A 23,206-nucleotide genomic window follows, 5' to 3' on the forward strand; every position below is an offset into this window, starting at 1 on the left:
CGCTCTGCTGCTGACTTCAACCGCGTGTCCAGCCATTAGCGCGCATTGCAGCCAAACGGGCATGATGCGTTAAATCCAATTGCATTGGCGTAATCGAAATACAGCCTTCATCAATTGCATGAAAATCGGTACCTTCAGAACTATCTTTTGCATGTCCTGCCGCACCAATCCAATAAATATCATCACCACGTGGACTTTTTTGCACCACCACTGGTTGTGAATGGTGGCGATTACCTAAACGCGTTACACGCCAGCGATTGAGGTCGGCATAGGGACGATTCGGAATATTGACGTTCAGCAAAGTAGCAGCGCCATCGGTGTGAGTCAAATTGGATGCTAGAGTTTGCGCAACGATATCGTGCGCTGCCTTTGCAGCATCTTCAATCCGGTTCCAGCCTTTATCAATTTGTGAGAAGGCAATTCCGGGAACGCCAAACATCACGCCTTCAACTGCAGCAGCCACAGTGCCTGAGTACAGAGTATCTTCACCCATGTTCTCGCCTTGATTGATGCCAGAGACGACTAAGTCAGGTTTCTCATCCAAGAAACCCGTCATGGCGATGTGAACGCAATCGGTTGGTGTGCCATTAATAAATAGGAAGCCATCACGCTCACCACCCGCTACCCGATGAATCGAGAGTGGTCGTGAGAGCGTTAAAGAGTTCGAGGCACCACTGTGATTTTGCTCGGGGGCAATGACTGTGACGCGACCTAGTGGACGAATAGCGTTAACCAAGGCTAAAAGACCAGACGCAAGATAGCCATCATCATTCGAAATCAGAATGTGCGGCTGTTTTGTGTTTTCACTCATGAATATCAATACCTTCTTAGCAGCCCTAGGCCTTTGCCATTTGGGTTAATGCGCGACCTCTAAACCATCCATATATTACTGGTAATACCAAGAGGGTCAAAATAGTCGTCGTCACCATACCACCCACGATCACCAGGGCTAAAGGACGCTGGGCCTCAGAGCCAATCGAGTGAGATAAAGCGGCCGGCAATAACCCTAATCCAGACAGTGCCGCTGTCATCAGTACCGGGCGAACTCGCAAAGAGGCACCCTCTACCATCACATCCTTCATCTCACCATGCTCGGTAGCGGCCGTTTTATTAATAAAGGAGATCAGAATCACACCATCCTGAATCGCAATACCAAACAAGGATAAGAATCCAAAGAAGGCTGAAATGCTTAAGGTCTCGCCTGCCAGGTGCAATGCGATCACACCTCCAATAGCAGCAAAGGGAACATTAATCATCACAATGACTGCATCCCGGAAATTACCAAAAGCACTCACCAGCAATAAGAAGATACCCAGCAATGCCAATGGCACGATCAGCATCAACTTCTTCTGCGCCTGCTTCATTTGATTAAATTGACCATCCCAGCTAATGGAATAGTTAGGTGGCAAGGTAATGTTTTTTTCTACTAAAAATTGTGCATCCTCTACAGCGCTACCTAAGTCACGGTTACGTACGCTGAACTTAATTGCGATATAACGCTTACCTGCTTCACGATAGATGAAGAATGGGCCATCTGTTAGCTGAACCGTAGCAACCATTGATAAAGGAATCGACGCCCCATTGGGCGCATCAACTAGTAGGTGGCCAATATCGGCAACGTCATTACGACTACCTTCATTTAAGCGAATTGCGATGCCAAATGTCTTTTCATCTTCGAGAAGATTTGTCACAGCAGCGCCACCAATCGCATTGGCAACAACCGTTTGAATATCATTCACATTAATGCCATAACGTGCAGCGCGCTCCCGATCAATCTGAATATTTAAAGTCGGCTGACCTAATTCCTTCAGAATGCCCTCATCCGCTACACCGCGTACTTTTTTGAGTTGATTAATCACCTCATGGGCTTTTTGGTCCAAGACCTCCAAATCCGGTCCATAGATTTTGACGGAGTTCTCACCCTTCACTCCTGATAGCGCTTCATTCACATTGTCCTGAATGTATTGAGAGAAGCTATAAGTGATGCCAGGAATCTTATTGAGCTCTAGCTCTAAATGGGCAATTAAATCCTTTTTGCTAGACCCGTTTGGCATTTTCTCTGGGCTCTTTAAATAGAGACCATATTCTTGGTTAAATACGCCAGTAGAATCCGTGCCATCATCAGGTCGACCAATTTGAGCGGCAACCTTTTCAATCTCTGGCTGCTTTAAGAAAGTCTCGCGCAGTTGATTAGCAATTTTGACGGAATAATCTAAGTCCACTGTATTTGGCAAAGTGACGCGTAGCCAAATATTGTTCTCTTCTAGAGTTGGCAAGAAGGCTGTGCCTAGGCGAGTAACACTTAATAAGGTCAGGCCCAGAACAAATACCGCAACAGAAACTACTGTTAACGGGCGGTCCATCCATTTTCGCAAGAGTGGTTTATAGCCACTGAGCAGCTTAGTCATAAATCCTGGTGGCTTGTGATGTAAGTTCTCACCGAATACCAGAGAGATCATGGCAGGCAAGAAAGTGAGACTCAGGATCATGGCGGCAATCAAGGCAAAGCCCATAGTGAATGCCATTGGCTTAAAGATAATGCCCTCTACTCCACCCATGAAGAACAGGGGTGAGTAGGCAACGATGATGATTCCTGTGGAATAGATCATGGCGCGCTGCACTTCACTCGTTGCCAAGATGATGCTTTGATTGAGTCTCTTGCCGCCCTCTTCCAAGTGACGCATGACGTTCTCGGTCAGAATTACCGCCGAGTCGACGATGACACCGAAGTCAATCGCTCCTAATGAAATCAGATTGGCTGGCACGCTCCACAAATGCATCTGAATAAACGACACGCAGAGTGCTAATGGGATGACGGCTGCTACTACCGCTGCGGCACGTAAGTTACCTAAAAAGAAAAAGAGTACGGCTAGCACCAATGAGATACCAAAGAATAGGGTGTGCTTAACAGTACCGATCGTGATATCTAGCAAGACTTGGCGATCATAGAACGGCACTACCTCAATTCCGGGCGGGAGTACTTGCTTGTTGATGTTCTCAACCGTATTGCGAACCCTCGCCAATACTTCGGTGGCATTTTCACCGCGACGTAAATAAACGATACCTTCGACTGAGTCTGGGTTGTCATTGAACTGGAACATGCCTAATCGCGGAGCATTACCAATCTCCACCCTGGCAACATCACCAATTCGAATTGGTACACCATCATGAATAGAAACAACCACCCGCTTAATATCATCAATATTTTTTAGGAGGCCTACGCCGCGAACCACAAACTGCTGCTCGCCACTGGGCAATAGTCCACCACCTGTATTGCTATTGGCATTGGTTAAGGCGGCGATCAACTCATTGACACTCACGCCTTTAGATTGCAGACTTTCTGGGCTGACGATGACTTGGTATTGGCGAACCCTTCCGCCGAATGAGGAGACATCAGCTACGCCAGGCGTTTGCTTGAGCTCCTTATAAATTTCGTAGTTCTGTAATGTCTTTAATTGTGTAGATGAGGCGTAATCTGACTTCACCTCGTAACGCATGATCTCGCCAGTGGCATCAGAGTCTGGACTAATGCTAGATGTGACTCCAGGTGGAAAACTCACATTAGCTAAGCTAGTAATGAAAGTTTGGCGCGCTTTAAAAGGATCGGTCGTATCGTTGAACTTGAGCGTCACAACTGACAAACCAAATAAAGAAACCGAACGGAAGGCTTGTAAACCAGGAATACCTGCCAAGGCATTTTCTACAGGGATGGTGACTTGCTGCTCTACCTCGGTAGTGCTTCTGCCTGGCCATTGAGAAATCGCCTGAATTGTTAATGGCGCAACTCCTGGGTATGGCTGAATTGGTAATTTAGAAAGACTGAACATCCCCAAACCGAGGAGCACGACTGAGCCAACGATGACCAGCACGCGTTTCTCAAGTACGCCTCGAATAAAGGAGGTAAATGCGCTCACTTAGTCTTCCTGCTTAGCAAATCGATCATTTAACAAGACAGCACCCTCAGCTAAGATACGCGCACCAGGCTCTACACCTTCAGTAATCGCAAAGGTCTTACTGTTTAGGTCATAGCCTTTAACAGGAAGGCGGCGATAGACCTCATCTCCGACTTTCACAATCACGTAACGCATTTCCCGAATCCGTACCACTGCGGTTTGCGGAACGACAATGGCGTCGGCCATACCGGTAGTCAGTTTTGCCGATGCATACATATCAGGACGCAGAAGATCATCGTGATTCTCAATCTCTGCACGCACCAATAAGGCACGGGTTTGTGGATCAATTGTGGGAGCGATATAGTTTGCATAGGCCACAAATTCTTTATCAGGATATGCCTCTACGCGTAAAACGATTTTTTGTCCTGGTTTAATTAAGCGCAAGTCCTGCTCAAACACATTACCCAAGAACCAGAGCTGTTTTGGATCAGCCAAAGTAGCAATCACATCGCCAGAGTTCACGGTGGCACCTGGCTCAACGCTGCGTTTGACCACTACTCCCTTTAAAGGGGAGCGCATCACTAAGTTAGTTTGGGTTCTACCAGTCACTTCAATTGCATTAATGTCGCCATCACCAGCACCGAGATTGCGTATCCGATTTGCGGCCGCTTGCTGGGTGATGCGAGCATCACCTAGCAGGTCACTCATCGTCTTACTGGATTCCAACACTCTTGCGGTCTTAGAGGAGAGCAAATACTCTTGCTGGGCTGAAAGGAATTCAGGGCTATAGAGCTCAACTATTGGAGAGCCCACATTGACTTGTGCACCATCAAAAGCAAAGATACGCTCTACTCGACCGGGTGCACGCGCAGATAACACTTTAGATTTTTCAGCATTAAAGGCTAGACGACCAGTCACTTTAATATCTACCGGTACCTGTACTTTTTCTGCAGTTTGGAAAACATACACTACTGGATTGAGTTTTACGCCAGCTAACTTCAGCTCGAGAATGCCGCTCTTCTCAACTTTCAATGCTTTATCAGAGACTTCGATTTTAACGTTGCGATTCACGTTGGTAATGCGACCCAAAACGATGCCTATAGAAAGAATAGCGAATGCAACAGCAGCTAAACGAACGCGACTACGGTTTTGAGGGCTCAAGTTCCAATACAAGCCGGCAACACTAGCAAAAGCTAGCTGCAATCGATGACCGCCAAAGCGCAAGACCTTATCGGTGATGGGCTTTGCCTTGTCAGCCAACTGCTTTAAAAAAGAAAGAATTTGGTCTTTCAACACTGCTCCTTAAAAAGGTTCTTTGCCAGATGTCACTAGCAACACTGCTTGCGCTTGCAATAAATTACTTTCCGCTAGCGCTAATTGAACTTCGAGATTGCGCAATTGCGTTTGCGCTGTCAGCAAATCGTTGAATCCCTGACCATTATTTGAGTACTGAGTTAAACCAACCTTGTAAGCAGCATCTGCTTGAGGAACTTGGCGCTCCTTTAGAAATTGGGTTTGATTCTTGGCTTGCTCGTAGCTTGCAAAGGCGCTATTCACAGCCAGCACAATTTGTTGACGATTGGAGATATTGCCTGCCTCAGCAGCTGCTTGATTGCGCTGCGCCTGCTCTACCCCATATTTCTCTTTGGTAAAGAAATATAGTGGGATGATGAGATCAAGCTCTAGCTGATAAAACATCGCGCCGTTGTTAGCTGAGAATGGACCGCGCGGAGTAAAGGATGAGCCTATCACTTGGAAATCCGGTAGGTAGGCCTTCTTTGCCAAATCAACACCCTTACGAGCAGCCTCTAATTGCAAAGCGGAGCTCTTTAATGATGGATGGCTAGTTTCCGCATAGTCTTCTAGCTCCAGCAAAGTGGGTACGCTATTCATTGCGCGACGTACATCACCGCGCAAGATCAACTTCTCTCTCGAGTGACGACCCACCAAAGTATTGATATTGTTTAAGGCAACCGATAGTTGACGCTCAACATTAAATTGATCGGCTTGCGCTGCGCTTTGTGCCACTTGAGCGTTGAGATATTCAACATAAGCAGCGGCATTATTAGAGTAACGTGCTTTAGCTACGTTCTTAATCATCTCCAAACGCATGACTGATTCTTTGAGAACCTGCAGTTGTTTCTGCGATGCCAAGGCGGTGTAATACAAAGTCGATAGTTGAGCGCCTAGCTGCAAGTAGGTAGATTCGCTTTGCGCTAAAAGTGCCTCAGCGTTTGTATTGGCAATATCGGATGCCAAACTCTTCTTGCCTGGGAACTGAAATGGCTGGGCTATCGAGATTGCGTTGTTACTGCTGATCCCATTAGGATTCTGTGGCGTTGGTGTATTTGCCCCACCCAGTGCAAATGGGGAGTTGACTGGCATGCCTGACCAGACTAAACCTACTTGTGGATTGGCTGGCGCGTTAATCTGTGGCACGGTTGCCTTGGCAGATAAATAAGACTCACGCAATGAAGATAACTGTGGATTATTGAGTTTGAGCTCATTCCACAGTTGACGCAAATCCATATCCGTTGGACCAGATGGTGCACCCTTGGTATAAATCTTGGGGGTATCACTCTTAGTAACTGGTGCAAATAGAGATGCAGCATTCGCAGGATTGGCCGACTGATTGCTAACAACTGGGGGTGTGGACAAGAGATCTTGGGCTTCATTTGCCTGCACAGTAACAGTGGCAGGGATCAATGAATTAAGGGGTGAAGTTTGCGCAAAAACAGAGGCAACAAAAAACAGTGAAGCATAAGCAAGCCACTTTGCAGGGTTTGCGCTTGCAACAATCAGTTTGTTAGTTGTCATCCGGCCGTGAATCAAATCGGCTGCCTCTAAATCTGCACTAATGCTGTTCATTTAGCCTTGAATGTGGATTTCCCTACATTTCAAGGGGTTTTAATGATTATAGGGTGCCGGGCGCAAATGTCCACGAAATACGAATTCTTATCTTATTGATTCTAAAGACAATAATGAATTTATCCATGCTTGCAATACCTAGAATTCAGCATGAACCCTGAAAGACAGGATGTTTACCGGCCCACGCGCAGAGTTATAGGCAGGATTGATGATGTGCTGGAAGTTCACACCCGCAAGCACGTTCTTGATCACAGTAGCGTTGTAATAGACCTCACCAATCCGCTCAGGTGAATAAGAAATCGTCTGACTAGGACTAGCGTAGTCACCAATGAAATAAGACACGCCTCCTGCTTGTAGATAGCCACGGCGATAACTGGATAAACCGTTTTGCATCATCGAAATACCGATGCTGTCACTGGGGCGCTGCCAACTAGTGCCATTCATACCCATACCCACAGATATGGAATTGTCTGCCTCAGTAAACGACATGGTCTCGGTCTGACCATCTGATGTGAATGCGCGACCATAGATGCCAAGGTCTTTGGTCAAGGCCTGCTCACCATGTATACCAATGCCCGTCTTAATTTGATTGCTATTGCGTACATTGTTAATCGCTTGCGTACCCTGACGTGCTCCTGGATTTTGATCAATATAGTTCGTAGCATCTTCAAAGCGCGCCAAGATCATTTTGTTGCGGTAGGCTAAGACGCTGACCTTGCCTGGCAAGTCGGCAATGTTGTGTTGGCGCTCTACTTCCAATTGATCACCATAGGCATTAAAGATTTGCCAATTGAGGTCACGACCATTCGGTGACTTGGGAGCGAGCATGCGGGAGGCGCGCATCACCCAGTTATCGAGATACCACTCACCCGCTAAGCCCCAGCTATAACCTCTCGCATCGGCTGCATAGTCATAAGCTAGATAAGTCATATTGCCCCAGTTCATAAACTGGATGCGGGGGTCTTTGGCATAACGGCTATCGTCAAAAATATCGAGCGTAGAGAACTGACCACCAGTCAGCACTACGCGATTACTGCTGATAGTTTGGGTAATTTGATTAGCTTGATCCTCTAGAACAAGCTTATCGCCCTCTTGATTGATGGTGTGACGAGCAAAGGCACGGGCAGAATAAAACTTGGCTTGTGTACCAGAAGCTTTATTACCCTCACCGTTAGGAAATCCACCCAGTCCGACTAATCCAGAAAAGGGCACTCCAGAAACGACTTCTGGATTGAAATAGATATCGGTGTCGGGAGCAATACGTGCGCCCATGAATAAGGTTCCAGACCAGCTATAACTCATCGAGTTTTGAGCATTCAAACTATTCTGACCAGAATAGGGGGAGTTGAAATTTTTATAGCGTTGATTGATATATGTTGTTTGCCCGTGAATATTGACTGGCAATCCAAAGAGCTCACCCTCAGTGGGAAAACCATCAATGGGGGCAGCAAAACTTGCAATCTGATCGGAGCCTGATCCCGCTTTCTGAGCAAGCGCAGATTGGCTGCAAATGGCAGCGAGCAAGCTCAGCAGAAAAAGGTAGGATTTGTGGGTCATTCAGAATTTCATAATACTTAGCGTATCAACAACAATCTAACTGGAATTTATGTCGGCTTAGTGACCACTTAGCTCTGAAAATATTAGCGACGATCCATTAGCGCTCTGGCCAAGGTACCTGCATCGACATACTCGAGCTCTCCACCCACCGGAATACCTCTAGCGATTCTGGTGACTTTGATGCCTTTGGATTTGAGCACTTCACCAATGTAGTGGGCAGTGGCCTCGCCTTCACTAGTGAAATTCGTTGCCAGAACCACTTCTCTGACTGGCACTCCAGTATCAGGGGCTTCAATACGATTGAGCAATCGATCAAAATGAATTTCATTAGGACCCATGCCATCGAGGGGTGAGATGCGACCCATCAATACAAAGTAATTACCTTTAAAGCTCAATGTCTGTTCCATCATCACTTGGTCAGCTGGTGTTTCTACAATGCACAGCAGCGATGAATCACGGCGGTCATCAATACAAGTAATACAGATTTGGGTCTCTGAAAAAGTATTACAACGGGCGCAGTGGCCTACAGTCTCAACAGCTTCACCTAATGATTTGGCAAGAATAGCTGCCCCATTGCGATCATGCTGCAGTAAGTAAAAAGCCATGCGCTGGGCAGACTTGGGTCCTACTCCAGGCAATACGCGCAATGCCTCGATCAAACGACCAAGGGCATCTTGCGGAGCTTCTTGACGTGCCATTAAATAAACAGTTTTTGATGAATGATTAAAACGGCAACTTAAAGCCAGGAGGCATTGGCATACCCGCAGTAGCACCAGACATCACTTGTGAGCTAGCCGCTTCTACTTGTTTGAATGCTTCTGTATAGGCAGTGACAAGCAAGTCTTCGAGCATTTCGCGATCATCCATTGCGCCTGGATCAATCTGTACACGCTTCATCTCGTGTTTGCCAGAGATGGTGACTTTCACTAAACCACCAGCTGCTTGGCCGGTGACTTCGAGCGCAGCCAATTGCTCTTGCGCTACTTTCATCTTCTCTTGCATCTGCTGGGCTTGTTTCATCAAACCAGCAAGGCCACCTTTCATCATCGCTTTATTTCCTTATGTTTTCTGATCTTTAGATTGGCTTCACAGAGCCGCCCACTACTTTGGCTCCAAACTCTTTTTCTAATTGCTGAATAAATGGATCTTGCGCAATCATTTGTTCTGCGTTGAGTCTTTTCTCTTGGTGTATCTTGGCATCGACTTTTGCGACTGTCTTGCCTTCAACCTCACCCTTTTCGATGACTACTTTCACTGGTTTGCCAAAGTGTGCGGTGAGCGCATCTGCAAGACGTCCAATGGAAGCTTCTGAAGCTAATTGGGGCATGGGAGTCACCACCGTGGCGCGTACGCCTGCTGGTGAATCTTCCCAATCTTGTAACTCTGTCTGAAACGCTAACTGCTGAACCAATCCTTTAACCGGCAACTGACGGACCAAGGTATGCCAGTCGGGACGATCTGCGCTAGACGGAGTTGGCGCTGATGCAGCAGGCTTAGCTACTTGAGCTAGTGCTGGTGCTGCAGACCTGACTGGAGCAGCAGTTTGATTTGCTGGCGCAGAGGGTCTTGGCGCTGATGCTACCGAAGCTACTGGCGGCGCTGAACTACTGCTTGTACCTCCTGCCCTACCTGGAGTTTCATTACCGGGACGAAAGGCCAACATCCGTAAGAGCGTCATGGCAAAGCCAGTTTGCTCATCGGGTGCTAATGATAAGTCTGGGCGGCTGGTAATGCTAATTTGATAAAATAGCTGCGCTTCTTCTTTTGTCAGTGCACTAGCTAAGCGACGAATCTCTAATGCTTCTGGCCAATCTTCCAATACTGACTCAGGAACAATTTGTGCGGCAGCGATTTTCTGAATCAGGCTGGATAAATCAGCCAGCGCTAATGAGAAAGACATACTGCGCTCACCCATTTCATTTGAGATAGCCAATAGTGTTGCGCCATCTTTTGCAATGAGGGCATCTAAAATTTTAATGAGGTAGGCATCATCCAAAGTGCCAAGCATGCCGCGCACGGCTTCTTCGGATACTTTGCCAGCAGCATAGGCGATGGCTTGATCAGTCAGAGATAAGGCATCTCGCATGGAGCCTTGGGCCGCTTTTGCTAGTACACGCAGTGCATTGGTTTCACTATCGACTTTTTCAGAGGCAAGTACTTTTTCTAGATGATCCACGATGAGCGTTACTGGCATTTGCTTGAGATTGAACTGCAAGCAACGCGACAGAATAGTGACTGGGATCTTTTGAGGATCAGTTGTGGCCAGTATGAACTTCACATGTTCAGGCGGCTCTTCGAGCGTTTTGAGCATGGCATTAAAGGCATGATTGGTGAGCATGTGCACCTCGTCAATCATGTAGACCTTATAACGTGCATTACTAGGTGCGTAGGCTGCTTTTTCTAATAGAGCGGCAATGTCGTCTACCCCGCGATTACTTGCAGCATCCATCTCGATATAGTCAACAAAGCGTCCTGCATCGATTTCTAGGCAAGCTGGGCATTTTCCGCAAGGTTCTGAGGTCATGCGACCTTGGCCATCTTCCCCGGTGCAATTGAGGGCTTTGGCCATAATTCGGGCAATGGTGGTCTTTCCGACCCCGCGAGTGCCTGTAAAGAGCCAAGCGTGGTGTAGTCGACCCTGGTCTAAGGCATGGGTCAGAGCTTTGACCACATGGTCTTGTCCTACCAATTGGGAGAATGTTTTAGGGCGCCACGAGCGGGCTAAAGCCAAAGCTGTCATGTATTACATTCTAACAAGCTAAAATGGAGTTGGACGGGCCTTCCCGCATGGCGGTTTGGATAACCTGGTCAGGTCGGGAACGAAGCAGCCAAACCCAATTCTGTCAGTGCCGGGGGTCGGGCTCGTCCACCTTCCCCTACTCTTCATTAAGGCCTAGATTGCCTTTGTTGCCTTTGGCTCACTTTTTCCAAAAACAAGATAAACGACGGTCAATACCAGCAGCATAGTCGTGGTAGACCCACTTACTACAAATAAACTGGTCAACCGTAATGAGTAGGATTAGCGCTAGAGCTAGCAATATCAGCGACCATTTGAGAGCAGCATTCATACAAAAAGATCCATTGAGGTTTTTGCAATTGAGAATAATTGACGCACTTAGGACTCTATCTTCATTTTCTTAAACTTATCTAACAGTGCCAAACTCGCCAAGATTTGATTGGCCATATCGGCATCAAGCTCCCCTTTGGCTAGCGCATAGAGCACTTGATCGGCGTGCTCTGCTTCTGGGGCAGCTAGTAGTTCCTTAAAGATTTCTTTTTGAGTCATGCCCAAATGAATCTGCAATGGCACTAGATTGATTTGCACGGCGCCTCCTTTGATGCCAAAGCGCACCTGGGCCATCTCAATGAGTTCACTACGCTGCTTTTCTTGGAGCTGGGCAAATGAGGGCATTTGGGTACTTGCATTCGCTGCACTCGCAGGAGAAGCGATGGCAGGTCCTTTGCGAGGCTTTTTATATATCAAGTCATCATCCACAAAAGTCTCCAATCTCACGATGCATACCATTCTGCTGAAATACTACCTTGACTGAAGAGTTTTGACTGAACTTTTGTGGGATCGCTTGTACCCTGCAATTAGAAATACTAAATAATCTTCAAAATTTTAAAGATGCCCCAAATCATCCAAATGATGGCTATAACCAGCATGGTTCGAGAATCTAGCTGGATCTTGAATAACTGTAGCTGCCTATGAGAACACTCAATCGAAACTCGCAAAGCTGACCTCCTTCTGTAGAGAAAGGTTTTAGCGTAGAGAGTTAGGTTGGTAATGAAAAGTGATAAAGGATGAATTGGATGTAGGTAAGTATTGCCCCCCTAGACCCTAATAATAATGACTACTTTTGCGGGCAATAGTTGATCGCCCACGATGACCCTTGCCGCAATGAATTTGCTCAAGTTGTTAAAGCATGTGGGCTTTCGCCCCAACTTCGTATGCGTTAACTAATAAGACAATAACCTTATTTGCATAAGGGATTACATCATTTTTTTGTCATATGTCTACTAATATTTTGATCCGTATATAGATGAATCAAGCACTTAGAAGCTACATGACATTGTTGCATTGCAACTAAATTTCATCTCGTAAAAAATTCAAAAATTGATTGGACAAGATGGCTCTTCAAGAACAAGATAAATCTATGTCGATAAATCAGTTAAGCGTGCGAACGGTCCCGTTTCGACACAGCATGAATTAACTGATTTGTTGACAACCATATTGGCGTTCTTGAGAAATACATCATGAATCAAAAACAATTAGAAATCGAGGAAAACCAACTTCCAAAGCATGCATTTGAATTACAAAATCACGAATTAATCGAAGAAAGACTGATTTGGCAGCATCTGACGAGAAAGAAATCACAAAAGATGAAGTGGACTCCAAAGTCGGACTCTAGCAAGTTAAGGGATTAATAACGATGTTTGATAGAAAACCATCTAGTTCACAACTGACCTTCACCAATGAAATTGGCTCGGGGTCTAAAGTACTTGGAAACCTCGAGGGCAATGGCAATATCCGGGTTTTGGGTAATTTTGTAGGCAACATTACAGAATCATCTGGAAGTAAAGCAACCTTAGTGATCGACAAAGATGGTGTTCTGACAGGCGATTTGCACTACACCAATCTCATTGTTGCTGGGACGATTGAAGGCACCATTACCGTAGATGAAAAAATTGAGGTCTACCCTAGCGCGCTGATCCGCGGTGATATTCACTATAAATCGATTGATATCCATCCCAATGCGAGAGTCAATGGACTTCTCACTTGTGCAGTTTTAGATAAGAACGCACATCAGCCTTCGGATGTGATTGCCTTTGATCTCACCAAGAAGATCGCCTCCTAATCTACTAACGTCAGCTACTACTTCGGATAATACTCAACGGAGTTCTCTATGTCTTTTAGTATTTCACCTAAAAAAGAATTTCACCTTACCGAGCGTATGACCTACCGCAAAGATAATAAAGAAATGCATTGTGGCTTTCTTTGGAAAAGCGGGTCTTTCATTACAGAGAATCCGCCCAATTTTTTAGCCGAATATGATGAAAATATTGGTATTAGCGTGGGGAGTCAGGACTTTACGGAGGTAAACCTCTCTAGCGAAGGTCAGCACCTCATCTACTTCTCTGAGACCGTGCCACAAGATGAGCAAACAGACTTAAATGCCATTTTTCGGCAGAGCAAAACCACAGATGATTTTGATATTGGCTTTCAACACAAAGGTTGGCAATTGGTCGATATGGACATCGTGATGTGGGGTGAATTATCAATCACTAGCAAGCTCGATACCTAGATCCAGTATCAAGGCTCACCTACTGCATTTGCTCAGCCTCTTGTAGTAAGCCATCAAATACCTTTTCTAGCTTGGCATTAGTTCCTCTAACGCCAGCTACCACTGCTTCAGACCAAGCAAAATACTCTTGCTTGCGTTTGAGATCCCAGCCAGCTGGCGGTGCGACCAAAATATCACGTAGATTGCAAATCTTATCGGCGAGTTTGACAAGCTTGGCCTCATGACTAGCAAAGGGGGCGTGAGCAATTTGCAAGCTTTTACGCACCTCTTTGGCAAGCGATTTATCGTCGGTCAACTCTTTCACAATCGCAGTGACTTTTTTACCAAAATGGTTAATTAACTCTTCTTCAGTCGTTTGGGTATCTTCAAGTACATCATGTAGTAAGGCTGCGCACAGAACATCCCAAGACAACACTCCGCCCTCATTTACTAAAACATTCACTAGCTCAATCGGGTGATTAATATAAGGCGTAATTTGCGCATCTTTGCGCCGCTGATTTTTATGTTTCTCAGCTGAAAATGCCAAGGCATGGACAAAATGATTAATCATGATGTCATCCATTATAGGGATTGCTATGGTGTTTTTCCATTGGCTTATATGCCACGGTCATGTTGCTCATCAAGCTACTCAATACTGACTTAGCCACTGACTGCGCCAGGCTTTTGTAAGGCCTCTGCACGGCGCGCGACATACTCTAGATTTTTTGATCCTAGTAAACCTATTTGCTTATCAACATTATTACTTAATATTTTTAGGTTTAAAGCCTAGACAAGCGATGTTGGTATTAGCCAAAACTTGAGCGTCTGGGGTTGTCTTAGACTTAATTTCGTATAGCTTGCAACCATAGGGAAACCTCTTGTCCCAGGTAATATAGAAAAATTGACATTCTTTACAGTTCATCTCTAAACCATATCATTAAGCCGTGGAAGAGTAAAAAAATACTGATAGTCCAAATGAAAAAACCGCCCGAAGGTGGTTATGAAGTTCTTGGCAACCCGGGACTGAGTCAATCAAGACCTTAAGAGATTCTTATCCTAACTCTAAACTACTTCCAGCTAAGGTTCAATTTCTTATGCGAAGTAGCGCAATCTCTCAAATAAAGATTAATGAGGCTTTGATAAGGAATACCTACCTCTTCTGATACAGATTTAAAGTAGTTCACTGAATCCTCATCCAATCTAATGGTTATAGGCTTCTTAAGCATGGAAGCATATGGGTTTTTACGTGCTTTTGAGAAATCATATTCTTTACGCATCTTCATCACCTTTAATAAGCTTTTGACTCTTTAGGACTGGCCTTGCGAGCCGAAATAATACGAACAACATTACCCTTACTCCGATAGCAATGGCAAACCAAAATCACTCGAAGAGAATGACTTACTCCCAGCAGGATAAATCTGTCTTCATCCTCCGAATGATCGGGATCAGAAATTAACTTGGCACTTTCATCATAAAACACTGATTTAGCCTCTTCAAAAGAAATGCCGTGTTTTTTCAGATTAGCCGAAGCTTTTCGGGGCTCCCATTCAAATTGCAACGAATTCATATGTACATTGTACATATATTAATTAGAAGCAGCAAGTCCGCCCGACCAAAAGAAAAATGCCCCGCATAAGCAGGGCATTGTTTGAGCTTGGTGACCCCAGGCAAAATCAAACCAAAGACACAAGGATTTTTAATCCTCGCTCACAGAGTTTTAATGGTCTATAGAAGATCTAGCCTTTATTCTTCGCCTTTTCTCCACCATGCTCTAAGAGTAATTTCAGCATATTGCCTTGCAAGGCTGTAACGTTGTCTGGGTTATCAGCAAATTTACTGAGTTCTTGACGATCCGATACGCTAACGATTTGCTGAAGTTTTGAGATCGTAATCTTTAATTGCTCTGCGGCAAGTTCAGGATGTTTCGATAAAAACTCTAGACTAATTTCTCCCGAAACGCTCTTACCTTTAGGGCCTTTCGCATCATTGTCTGGGGCATGCTCTAGGCCCATTTCGACCTTGGCCTTTTCAAGTAGGCGCATGAGCTCTCCTTGAGACAAATGTAAACGTTTAGCTTCAGCTTCGATAAGCTCTTGCTCATCGGCTGAAATCACACCATCTTCTAGCATGTGATAAAGCTCATTCATCATTTTTTCACGTTCAATCCGTAGTTGATCACTCAGTGCAGATGAAAGAATTGCTGCCGGAATCGCAAAAATACCGATACCCAAGAGCGCTATCACAATCGTAATGGCTCTACCTGCAGGGGTAATGGGCGAGATATCTCCATAACCCACACTGGCCAACGTAATCACAGACCAATAAATAGCCTGCGGAATATTTTCAAATTTATCAGGCTGGGCTTCATGCTCAAAAACATAACCCAAGCAGGCAGCGAGCATCACTAAAAGCAGGAGAATGAAAACAGCCGCCTTCATCACCGGCCACTCACGCTTGATCACGGTGAATAGGGATTGGGTCGCTCCCGAATACCGCGCTAGCTTGAGTAAACGCATCAATCTGAAGACGCGCAAGAAACGCAGATCAAACAGGTGATGGAGCAGACTCTCTAAATAGAAAGGCAAAATAGCTAACAGATCAATAATGCCTGTTGGTGTACTTGCACAGCGCAGACGCCCCCTAAACCAACCTTGGAACTTTGGATCCTCAGGAGCACTATAGATCCGCATAAAATATTCTGTGGAGAAAATCACCACCGCAATAGTGTCAAGAATAATGAATTCAGAATGCAGGTGGTAATAAATACTTTGGACTGACTCAAGAATGACAGCGAGCACTGACACAATCACCCAAGTCACAATAAACATATCAAAGATCTGATGCAGATTGCCGCTCGTAGGCGTTTCATTCACTAAGGCATAAATTTTGTAACGAAAAGATTTATCTTTATTTTTTTCTAAGAATTCATTTACCGCTGGCGCTAAGGCGCGAAATAGTTTTAATAGGCGCAGTAAACGCAGAGCTCTTAAAGCACGCAAGTCAGCATCTAAGAAAGCGCCTAAATAAAACGGCAAGATCGCTAATAAGTCAATGATGGCAAAAGGGCTCTTAAAGTAAGCAAAACGCGGATGTTTAGCAGAACTAAAAGTGGGATCTTCCGGCGCCACATAAAAACGCAAGGCGTACTCAATAGAAAAGATGGCCAGTGAGACCACATCAAAAATATGAAAGAGCTGTTCGCGGGTTTCATAAATGACCGGAATATTCTCAAGCACTAAACCCACCATATTGAGCAAAATCATGTAGGTAATGAAGCGCTCAAACTGATTGCAATAATTATGCTTAATCTGATGATTAAAAAATAGATCGAATATCGACTTACGAATCTGCAAGTTCAAGCGACCTAAAGAAATTGACTGGAGATTCATAATTTAAACTCTCCAATTTTGACTAGGTAGTAACCGGTATCGCAAACACTTAAACGAATATTTAAACCGCTGATCAGCTTTTCACCAGGCTCTAGTGGGGAGATCCCGGGAGGTCCGGCAGGATTGATAGTCATTTTTTCAAAGATAAAAGATCCGCTCGTCAGCAGATCTTTTCTATTGCATTTCATGCTGTAAACCAGGCCATCTGATTTTAAAAGATTGGTGTAGCTCTCAAAGGGGCCTTTGGCTGCAAAGAGTGCCTCAACGCAATCTTTCCAGTGATTTACTTTGGCACCTTTAATAAATTTACTATCTTCATCATTGGGCCTACATGCTGCGGGTTGAATCGGTTCATTCGCCTCAAGCTTGCCAGCTAATTCACTAAACCACGTAATGATTGCTTCACCCCTATCTTGGGTTGCCGCAACCTTATCGGCGTTTTGATAATTGCCATATCCGAGATAGGTCAGTAAGATTACGTTGGCAATGGCGACTACGATAAAGAAGAAGTCCGAGACGCTCATCTCTCGAAATAGACTTTGGATATTCTTGCCCAATACGCTCTCCCAGCTTTTCTTGATTAAAGCGACTATCTTGCCGCTTTTAATTCCTGTATATTTGGTTTTGAATTCAACAAGACTCCACCAACACAGCCACACGGGGATTATCAATGTTTTTCCAAACAGTGTTACAAAATTTATTAAAGAAAAAGAGAGTAAAACTCGGAGTTAATCCCGCCCAGCCTACTCAAGATTTATCCCCAATGGCTCAAAACATCATGCAAAAACTGGCTGAACACGACAAAAACAAGGGTTTATCCCCAGATGCTGCTAGTAAATCAGATATTCCAGGCAACAAATAGCTAGCCTGGCTTTAAGCCATTCTCTTTTAAGATTTTTATGATCCAAGCCATTATTTTTGATGTTGAAGCCACCGATAAGACGGTTGCCGTCATTATTGAAGCTGCCTCATTAGATGTCGCCTCTATTAATCCATTATCCGTTGGTAATCCTTGGGTGCAACGTTACAACCCAGGCAAGCCGATTAGCCTAGGTGCACTAGCAACCCACCACATCATGGATGAAGAGCTAGTGGGCTGTCCACCTAGCAGCTCATTCAAGTTACCTGCTGGGATTCAATACATCATTGGTCATAGTATTGATTTTGACTGGGAGGCCATTGGTAAACCTGAAGTCAAACGCATTTGCACTCTAGCGCTTGCTCGCAGTCTTTGGCCGGATCTGGATAGTCACACCCAAAGTGCCCTGCTCTATCACTTTGAACGTTCGTCCGCTAGAGAGCAGTTACGCGATGCACACAGCGCGCTAGCTGATGTCTGGATTTGTTCGAAGATACTTGGACAGATTATTGAGAAGCTCAAACCTGCTTCTCTAGATGCTTTATGGGAAATGTCTGAGAAGGCTCGCATTCCGACCATCATGCCCTTTGGTAAACACAAGGGTGAACTCATTAATCAAGTACCGCCCGATTACAAGCAATGGATGCTGCGACAAGACAACGTCTCTGAATACCTTCGCAAAGCCTTACAGGCCTAAGTTTTTTAAGTTCTATTAAGCTCTAATTAATTTAGTGCTTTTGGTGCGCAGAAGCTACAAGCTTTTCTGTATAGGCAATCGCAAGAGCTGAAAATACAAAAGTCATGTGAATGACGGTTTGCCACAGCAAGGTTTTTTCATCGTGCGAAGATGCATTAATAAAGGTCTTGAGCAAATGGATCGATGAGATGCCAATAATGGCAGTTGCCAGCTTCACCTTGAGTACGCCTGCATTGACATGCGATAACCACTCAGGTTGATCCGGATGATTCTCCAGCTCTAAACGCGACACAAAGGTTTCCCAACCGCCGACGATGACCATCACCAGCAAATTAGAGATCATCACCACATCAATCAAGCCCAACACAATGAGCATGAGTGCGGTTTCTGTCATGTTCTTCTCTGACATCATGCTGATGAGATGAGCCAACTCTAACCAGAACTGCCATACATAAACACCCTGGGCTACGATTAAGCCAATATAGAGAGGTGCCTGCAACCAACGGGACATGAATATCCAGCGCGGTAGAGGGCGTAATTTTTTATCTAAAAAGGTTTGCTTGTCTTCAGTCATGGCGTTATTTTAACGATATTTAAGGCATTTCTATTACATACAAATACCTAGTTTATTGCGTCTTTATGCTGAAATACTGATCTCTTTGCCTTGCCTTTGGCAGGGAATAAGGAATCCGTGATTTCCTTATTCCCGCTTATTGGCTTACTGCTGATTCTTGCTACTTTTACTGATTACTCTTACTGATAGTCGCGGCTAAACATGCGTGACTTTTTTTGCTCACTGCGCTTAGTATTTTTCAAGACTGCGCAGTAAGACAAAACCATAATCACTGCAAGTGAGATGCCGTTAAAGTTATTTAATAGTTCCATTTGATTTCTCCTGGTATGTATCTAAGTTAATGAGGTTTTGTTGTTTTTTTATTGCTGTTTTGTTTCTATGTATTCAGAATATTGACTTACTAGCTCACAAAATGAGCTAGTAAAATTAGCTTGGTTATTTGTTGTTTTTTATTCATTTTTTTCATTGTTTGTTCTATTGTTTGTTTCATTTTTTTGCTTGTTCTTTAGCGCACTACCGGCAACTCATCCCACTGCGTGGTGTAGTTCGGTGATTTGTTACCTGATCGCATCTTCCAGTCTTGCTTGGTTCCGGATGCAGCGGTTTTGATTGCAGTACCACCAAAGCGAGTATTGATCGAGTCCATCGCTTTCATAAGACCGGCGGACTTGCCTTTGACTTCCATGTCATCAAATAGGGATTGCTGCATCGTGGGTTTGTCGGCCAAGAGGTTGAGAATGACTCCTGCCTTCTTGTACTTAAAGCCTGCTTTATAGATTTGCTTCAAACCTTTTAATGCGGCGCTAGTCAGCGTTAAGGTGTTATCACTAGGATCACTCAGAACTACTGTGATGCTTTGATGATGTTGTGGCTCAAATGGTTTGTGCGGGTTAGTTTGTACAAAGATCGTAAGCGCGCCCGTGACTGACTTCTGGCTTCTGAGCTTCTCAGCACCTCTTGCGGCATGAGTGGCAACAGACTCAGACAGACCTTCCATTGAAGCTACTGGCTTACCAAAACTTCTTGAGGAAATAATCTGCTGTTTGGCTGGAGCTACTTCTTCGAGATGTAAACAAGACACGCCGCGCAATTCGTAGCAAATACGCTCGATCACAACGCCAAACTGTTGACGCATAGCTTGTGGCGATATTTGCACTAGATCAAACACGCTATTGATCTTGAGCTCTTTGAGTTTCTTGGCAGTCTTCCCACCAATACCCCACACCTCACCTACCGCTGTCTCGGCCATCCACTGATAGAGCACTGCTTTAGGCATGGAGCTGATGTCACACACACCAGCAAACTGAGGATTCTTTTTGGCCAAGTGATTAGCCAACTTAGCGAGTGTCTTGCTAGCACCAATACCTACGCATACTGGTAAGCCTGTTGTATCTTTAACGTCTTGCTTGATGATTTGACCTAAGCTAGTCGGATCAGCATATTGCTTGAGCACTGTCTCGATTTGCAGAAAGCTCTCATCAATGCTGTAGACCTCTAAATTGGGTGTGAACTTTCTTAAGACTTCCACTACCCTGCTGCTCATGTCGCCATATAAGGTGTAGTTTGATGAATAGGCTTGGATGCCATGTTGCTGAGCCAGATCTTTCATCTGAAACCAAGGCGTACCCATCTTCACACCCAGCGCTTTCACTTCAGCACTGCGCGCTACGGCGCAACCATCGTTATTCGATAGAACTACCATCGGCACATCTTCCAGTTTGGGAGCAAATACACGCTCGCAAGATACATAGAAATTGTTTACATCGACCAGTGCGAAGAGTTGATTAGTTTGGCCGGCTTGGTTCATGCCGACCTGCCGTTTCTGCTGCTAGCGTGGCTGTACTTACGCACTACTCCAACGACCACACCCCAGATTTGGAGTTCGCTGTTCTCATTAAAGGTAATGGGCTTGTAATTGGGGTTCTCTGGCTGTAACTCGGTTTTGCCACGCAATTGATAGAGGCGCTTAATGGTGTACTCATCGTCCACTACCGCAACGACGATATCTTTATGTTTTGGTTTCAGCGCTTTATCCACCACCACCTTGTCGCCGTCACAAATGCCCGCGCCCATCATCGAGTCCCCTTTGACGGTAAACATGAAGGTGGCTGGCTTGTTTTGGACTAAATAACTATTGAGATCGAGACCTTCCTCGGCATAATCGGCCGCTGGACTCGGAAATCCGGCTGAAATGCGGTGACTTAGAAGCTTGAACTCATACGCAGAATGAACCCCCAAGGCTTGTGGAGCTTGGCTTAAGGTCGATTTTGGGGAGATCAGCTGAGTCGTCATGTTCATTAATATACTGTATATCTATACAGTATATGTAAAAAGCTGAAAAATAATGTAATTTTTGTTGCTTTTGAGCTATTTGCTTAAATATTAGGCGATAAAAAACCACCCGAAGGTGGTTGTTGTGGCTGAGTTGTCTAGCTTCTGATCAACAAGTAAATTAAACGTCACTCATAAAGTCGCCACCACCACTGTCATCCCATGAGCTGGCGCCGCTATCATCCCAAGAGCTGGCATCACGCACGCCAAAATTTGGATCTAATGATGCTGGGCCACCTACTTGGTTCATGTTGGAGTTGGCATTAGCGTTGGAATGACCGCCATCACGACCACCCATAAGGCTGCCTGCTAATGCTTGACCAGCGTACATACCGGCACCTAATGCAGCGCCAGTTGCAAGACTACCCATTAGGCCGCTACCCATACCACCTGCAGCTGGAGCTCCAGGGTAACCAGGGCCGCCAGGGCCACCAGGATAGCCAGCAGGGCCGCCTGGAGTGCCAGGGTAACCAGCGCTTGGGGCGTTATAAACCTGTACTGCTTGAGCTTTACGACGCTTCATCACGATAATGACGCCTACTACCAAGATGGCAATCAAACCCCAAAAAAGTGGATTGCTAAAAATGGAAGATGGAGCTGAACTAGCAACAGAACTACCTGCGCCACTGGCGAGTTGCACTTGCAGTTTTTGCACAGACTCAGGCTGAGCAAACGGCAAACCAGGAGCTAAGTTTTGCGCTTTGATGAAATGATTGCGCGCTGCTTCTACCTTACCTTCTTTGAGATAAAGCTCAGATGCTACATAGTGCGCCTTTGCACTATTAGGATGATTTTGCAGAACCTCTTTCATCATCGCATCGGCTTTAGCCATCTGCCCAGATTGCACAGCCTTGTATACCTCTGGCAAAGTTGCCTCGGCAAACACAGCGTTGCTAGTTAACAATACCGCTGCTGCGAATACGCCAACAAATAAATTGATTACCTTACGAATGTTCATCAAGACTCCTTGTAGGATGTTTCATGTGAATTTCATTATCCCTAGTTTGGGGATTTTTGCTATTCCCTATTTATATTGGGTCTTTAGGGGAGATTTCAAGGGGAGCGTCGCAATTCTAGAGATTAAGTATCCTTATTTTTTGTAGCTATATTAATTCATTGCTGATATGATTTAACGTAGCTACAATATTTCCGATGAAATTATCTTATGATTCGGCTAAAAATGGTTCAAATATTCAGAAACACGGTTTATCTCTTGCAAAGGCTAGTCTACTTGAGTGGGATACAGCCCTAGAGTGGATTGATGGCAGGAAAAATTATGGTGAGGAAAGACGCATAGCACTGGTTCTAATGAAGCAACGCCTGTACTGCATCGTTTACATTGAACTAAAAGTAGGCATCAGAGTTATTAGCTTGAGAAAAGCAAATGTTCGGGAGGTGGAAAAGTATGAAAAAGAAAATAATTAGACCGACTGCAGCAGAAGATGCTGCAATCACAAAAGCTGCAATGGCAGACCCAGACTCCATTCCGTTCACCGATGAAGAATGGGAGAAAGCTAGGCCTACAATGGTTCGCGGTCGCGGCAGGCCCCTCGGTAGCGGTAGCAAAGAGCAAGTTACCCTGAGAATCGATAAAGATGTTTTAGATTTTTACAAATCTAAGGGTGAGGGTTGGCAGACCTTTATTAATCTAGTGCTAGGTGAGATTAAAAAAGAAGCTAAATCGATATCGGCAGTTGAGAAGAAAATCATCAAGGGCAATTTAATATCAAACAAACTAAAAATTGCCGCATAA

Annotated in this window: 27 protein-coding genes and 1 other RNA gene; 8 read left to right on the forward strand and 20 right to left on the reverse strand. The window is 45.0% G+C overall.

The features are described from left to right. Positions 1-16: 16 nt before the first annotated feature. The 8 genes from surE to dnaX all read right to left on the reverse strand — a co-directional run bounded on the left by surE (position 17) and on the right by dnaX (position 11,058). A complete protein-coding gene (surE, locus tag C2759_RS06015; protein WP_215353857.1) occupies positions 17-811 on the reverse strand; it encodes a 5'/3'-nucleotidase SurE in 795 nt (264 codons plus the stop codon). A gap of 25 nt (positions 812-836) precedes the next feature. Further along, positions 837-3,914 (reverse strand): efflux RND transporter permease subunit, encoded by a 3,078-nt coding sequence (locus tag C2759_RS06020; protein ID WP_215353859.1) that lies wholly within the window; start codon positions 3,912-3,914, stop codon positions 837-839. Next, positions 3,915-5,189: an efflux RND transporter periplasmic adaptor subunit gene (locus tag C2759_RS06025; protein ID WP_251366919.1), complete on the reverse strand. Its 1,275-nt coding sequence runs from the start codon at positions 5,187-5,189 to the stop codon at positions 3,915-3,917. It lies immediately after the preceding gene. 6 nt (positions 5,190-5,195) lie between these two features. Continuing rightward, complete coding sequence (locus C2759_RS06030) at positions 5,196-6,761, reverse strand: TolC family protein (protein ID WP_251366920.1); 1,566 nt, start codon at positions 6,759-6,761, stop codon at positions 5,196-5,198. 138 nt (positions 6,762-6,899) lie between these two features. Next, a complete protein-coding gene (locus tag C2759_RS06035) occupies positions 6,900-8,318 on the reverse strand; it encodes a carbohydrate porin (RefSeq protein WP_215353861.1) in 1,419 nt (472 codons plus the stop codon). An 83-nt stretch (positions 8,319-8,401) separates the two neighbouring features. Further along, positions 8,402-9,016 carry a recombination mediator RecR gene (gene recR / locus C2759_RS06040; protein ID WP_215353863.1) on the reverse strand — a complete coding sequence of 205 codons (615 nt, stop codon included), beginning with the start codon at positions 9,014-9,016 and terminating at the stop codon, positions 8,402-8,404. A 25-nt stretch (positions 9,017-9,041) separates the two neighbouring features. Then, complete coding sequence (locus tag C2759_RS06045; RefSeq protein WP_046330302.1) at positions 9,042-9,365, reverse strand: YbaB/EbfC family nucleoid-associated protein; 324 nt, start codon at positions 9,363-9,365, stop codon at positions 9,042-9,044. Between the two features lie 28 nt (positions 9,366-9,393). Then, positions 9,394-11,058, reverse strand: coding sequence for a DNA polymerase III subunit gamma/tau (gene dnaX / locus C2759_RS06050; protein ID WP_215353865.1), 1,665 nt, complete (start codon positions 11,056-11,058; stop codon positions 9,394-9,396). Positions 11,059-11,090: 32 nt separating this feature from the next. Between dnaX and ffs the strand changes: the two genes are divergently transcribed. Then, positions 11,091-11,188, forward strand: an RNA gene (gene ffs / locus C2759_RS06055) — signal recognition particle sRNA small type. Between the two features lie 48 nt (positions 11,189-11,236). Here ffs and C2759_RS06060 read toward each other — a convergent pair. Together C2759_RS06060 and C2759_RS06065 are read right to left on the reverse strand one after the other, a co-directional pair. Beyond that, positions 11,237-11,386, reverse strand: a complete 150-nt coding sequence (locus tag C2759_RS06060) for a hypothetical protein (RefSeq protein WP_215353867.1) — start codon at positions 11,384-11,386, stop codon at positions 11,237-11,239. Between the two features lie 47 nt (positions 11,387-11,433). Continuing rightward, the gene (locus C2759_RS06065) at positions 11,434-11,814 is read right to left on the reverse strand and encodes a hypothetical protein (protein WP_215353869.1); all 381 of its coding nucleotides are present in this window, start codon (positions 11,812-11,814) and stop codon (positions 11,434-11,436) included. 761 nt (positions 11,815-12,575) lie between these two features. Here C2759_RS06065 and C2759_RS06070 point away from each other — a divergent pair. Genes C2759_RS06070 through C2759_RS06080 form a run of 3 tightly spaced genes read left to right on the forward strand, consistent with a single transcriptional unit; the run spans position 12,576 to position 13,624 of the window. Next, on the forward strand, positions 12,576-12,746 hold the full coding sequence (locus C2759_RS06070; RefSeq protein ID WP_215353871.1) for a hypothetical protein: 171 nt from the start codon (positions 12,576-12,578) through the stop codon (positions 12,744-12,746). A 5-nt stretch (positions 12,747-12,751) separates the two neighbouring features. Further along, positions 12,752-13,177 (forward strand): polymer-forming cytoskeletal protein, encoded by a 426-nt coding sequence (locus tag C2759_RS06075; RefSeq protein ID WP_215353873.1) that lies wholly within the window; start codon positions 12,752-12,754, stop codon positions 13,175-13,177. A gap of 48 nt (positions 13,178-13,225) precedes the next feature. Then, on the forward strand, positions 13,226-13,624 hold the full coding sequence (locus C2759_RS06080) for a hypothetical protein (RefSeq protein WP_215353875.1): 399 nt from the start codon (positions 13,226-13,228) through the stop codon (positions 13,622-13,624). A gap of 19 nt (positions 13,625-13,643) precedes the next feature. On the opposite strand, the gene C2759_RS06085 is transcribed toward C2759_RS06080, so the two are convergent. The 5 genes from C2759_RS06085 to C2759_RS06105 all read right to left on the reverse strand — a co-directional run bounded on the left by C2759_RS06085 (position 13,644) and on the right by C2759_RS06105 (position 17,549). Continuing rightward, a complete protein-coding gene (locus C2759_RS06085; protein WP_215356685.1) occupies positions 13,644-14,171 on the reverse strand; it encodes an HD domain-containing protein in 528 nt (175 codons plus the stop codon). A 499-nt stretch (positions 14,172-14,670) separates the two neighbouring features. Then, on the reverse strand, positions 14,671-14,886 hold the full coding sequence (locus C2759_RS06090; RefSeq protein ID WP_371816896.1) for a BrnA antitoxin family protein: 216 nt from the start codon (positions 14,884-14,886) through the stop codon (positions 14,671-14,673). Between the two features lie 5 nt (positions 14,887-14,891). After that, positions 14,892-15,170 (reverse strand): BrnT family toxin, encoded by a 279-nt coding sequence (locus tag C2759_RS06095; RefSeq protein ID WP_215353878.1) that lies wholly within the window; start codon positions 15,168-15,170, stop codon positions 14,892-14,894. A gap of 169 nt (positions 15,171-15,339) precedes the next feature. Continuing rightward, positions 15,340-16,992 (reverse strand): ion transporter, encoded by a 1,653-nt coding sequence (locus tag C2759_RS06100; protein ID WP_215353880.1) that lies wholly within the window; start codon positions 16,990-16,992, stop codon positions 15,340-15,342. Next, positions 16,989-17,549, reverse strand: a complete 561-nt coding sequence (locus C2759_RS06105; RefSeq protein WP_215353888.1) for a hypothetical protein — start codon at positions 17,547-17,549, stop codon at positions 16,989-16,991. Before C2759_RS06105 ends, C2759_RS06100 begins: the two co-directional genes overlap by 4 nt. Before the next feature lie 113 nt (positions 17,550-17,662). Between C2759_RS06105 and C2759_RS06110 the strand changes: the two genes are divergently transcribed. Both C2759_RS06110 and C2759_RS06115 read left to right on the forward strand, forming a co-directional pair. Further along, positions 17,663-17,854, forward strand: a complete 192-nt coding sequence (locus C2759_RS06110; protein WP_215353890.1) for a hypothetical protein — start codon at positions 17,663-17,665, stop codon at positions 17,852-17,854. A gap of 37 nt (positions 17,855-17,891) precedes the next feature. Beyond that, positions 17,892-18,548, forward strand: a complete 657-nt coding sequence (locus tag C2759_RS06115) for a putative quorum-sensing-regulated virulence factor (protein WP_215353892.1) — start codon at positions 17,892-17,894, stop codon at positions 18,546-18,548. 31 nt (positions 18,549-18,579) lie between these two features. Here C2759_RS06115 and C2759_RS06120 read toward each other — a convergent pair whose 3' ends face one another. The 5 genes from C2759_RS06120 to C2759_RS06135 all read right to left on the reverse strand — a co-directional run bounded on the left by C2759_RS06120 (position 18,580) and on the right by C2759_RS06135 (position 22,411). After that, on the reverse strand, positions 18,580-19,122 hold the full coding sequence (locus C2759_RS06120) for a TIGR00645 family protein (RefSeq protein WP_046330315.1): 543 nt from the start codon (positions 19,120-19,122) through the stop codon (positions 18,580-18,582). A 179-nt stretch (positions 19,123-19,301) separates the two neighbouring features. After that, the gene (locus C2759_RS10615) at positions 19,302-19,433 is read right to left on the reverse strand and encodes a hypothetical protein (protein ID WP_256441196.1); all 132 of its coding nucleotides are present in this window, start codon (positions 19,431-19,433) and stop codon (positions 19,302-19,304) included. 194 nt (positions 19,434-19,627) lie between these two features. Then, on the reverse strand, positions 19,628-20,929 hold the full coding sequence (locus C2759_RS06125; RefSeq protein WP_215353894.1) for a Y-family DNA polymerase: 1,302 nt from the start codon (positions 20,927-20,929) through the stop codon (positions 19,628-19,630). After that, entirely contained in the window at positions 20,926-21,420 is a 495-nt protein-coding gene (locus tag C2759_RS06130) for a LexA family transcriptional regulator (RefSeq protein WP_215353896.1), read from the reverse strand. The genes C2759_RS06125 and C2759_RS06130 overlap by 4 nt, the downstream gene beginning before the upstream one ends. A gap of 154 nt (positions 21,421-21,574) precedes the next feature. Beyond that, complete coding sequence (locus tag C2759_RS06135) at positions 21,575-22,411, reverse strand: tetratricopeptide repeat protein (RefSeq protein ID WP_215353898.1); 837 nt, start codon at positions 22,409-22,411, stop codon at positions 21,575-21,577. A 194-nt stretch (positions 22,412-22,605) separates the two neighbouring features. Here C2759_RS06135 and C2759_RS06140 point away from each other — a divergent pair, with 194 nt between their 5' ends. Further along, positions 22,606-22,878: a BrnT family toxin gene (locus C2759_RS06140; RefSeq protein ID WP_215353900.1), complete on the forward strand. Its 273-nt coding sequence runs from the start codon at positions 22,606-22,608 to the stop codon at positions 22,876-22,878. Beyond that, a complete protein-coding gene (locus C2759_RS06145) occupies positions 22,859-23,206 on the forward strand; it encodes a BrnA antitoxin family protein (RefSeq protein WP_215353902.1) in 348 nt (115 codons plus the stop codon). Before C2759_RS06140 ends, C2759_RS06145 begins: the two co-directional genes overlap by 20 nt.

Source organism: Polynucleobacter sp. MG-Unter2-18 (assembly GCF_018687675.1).
Lineage (GTDB): Bacteria > Pseudomonadota > Gammaproteobacteria > Burkholderiales > Burkholderiaceae > Polynucleobacter.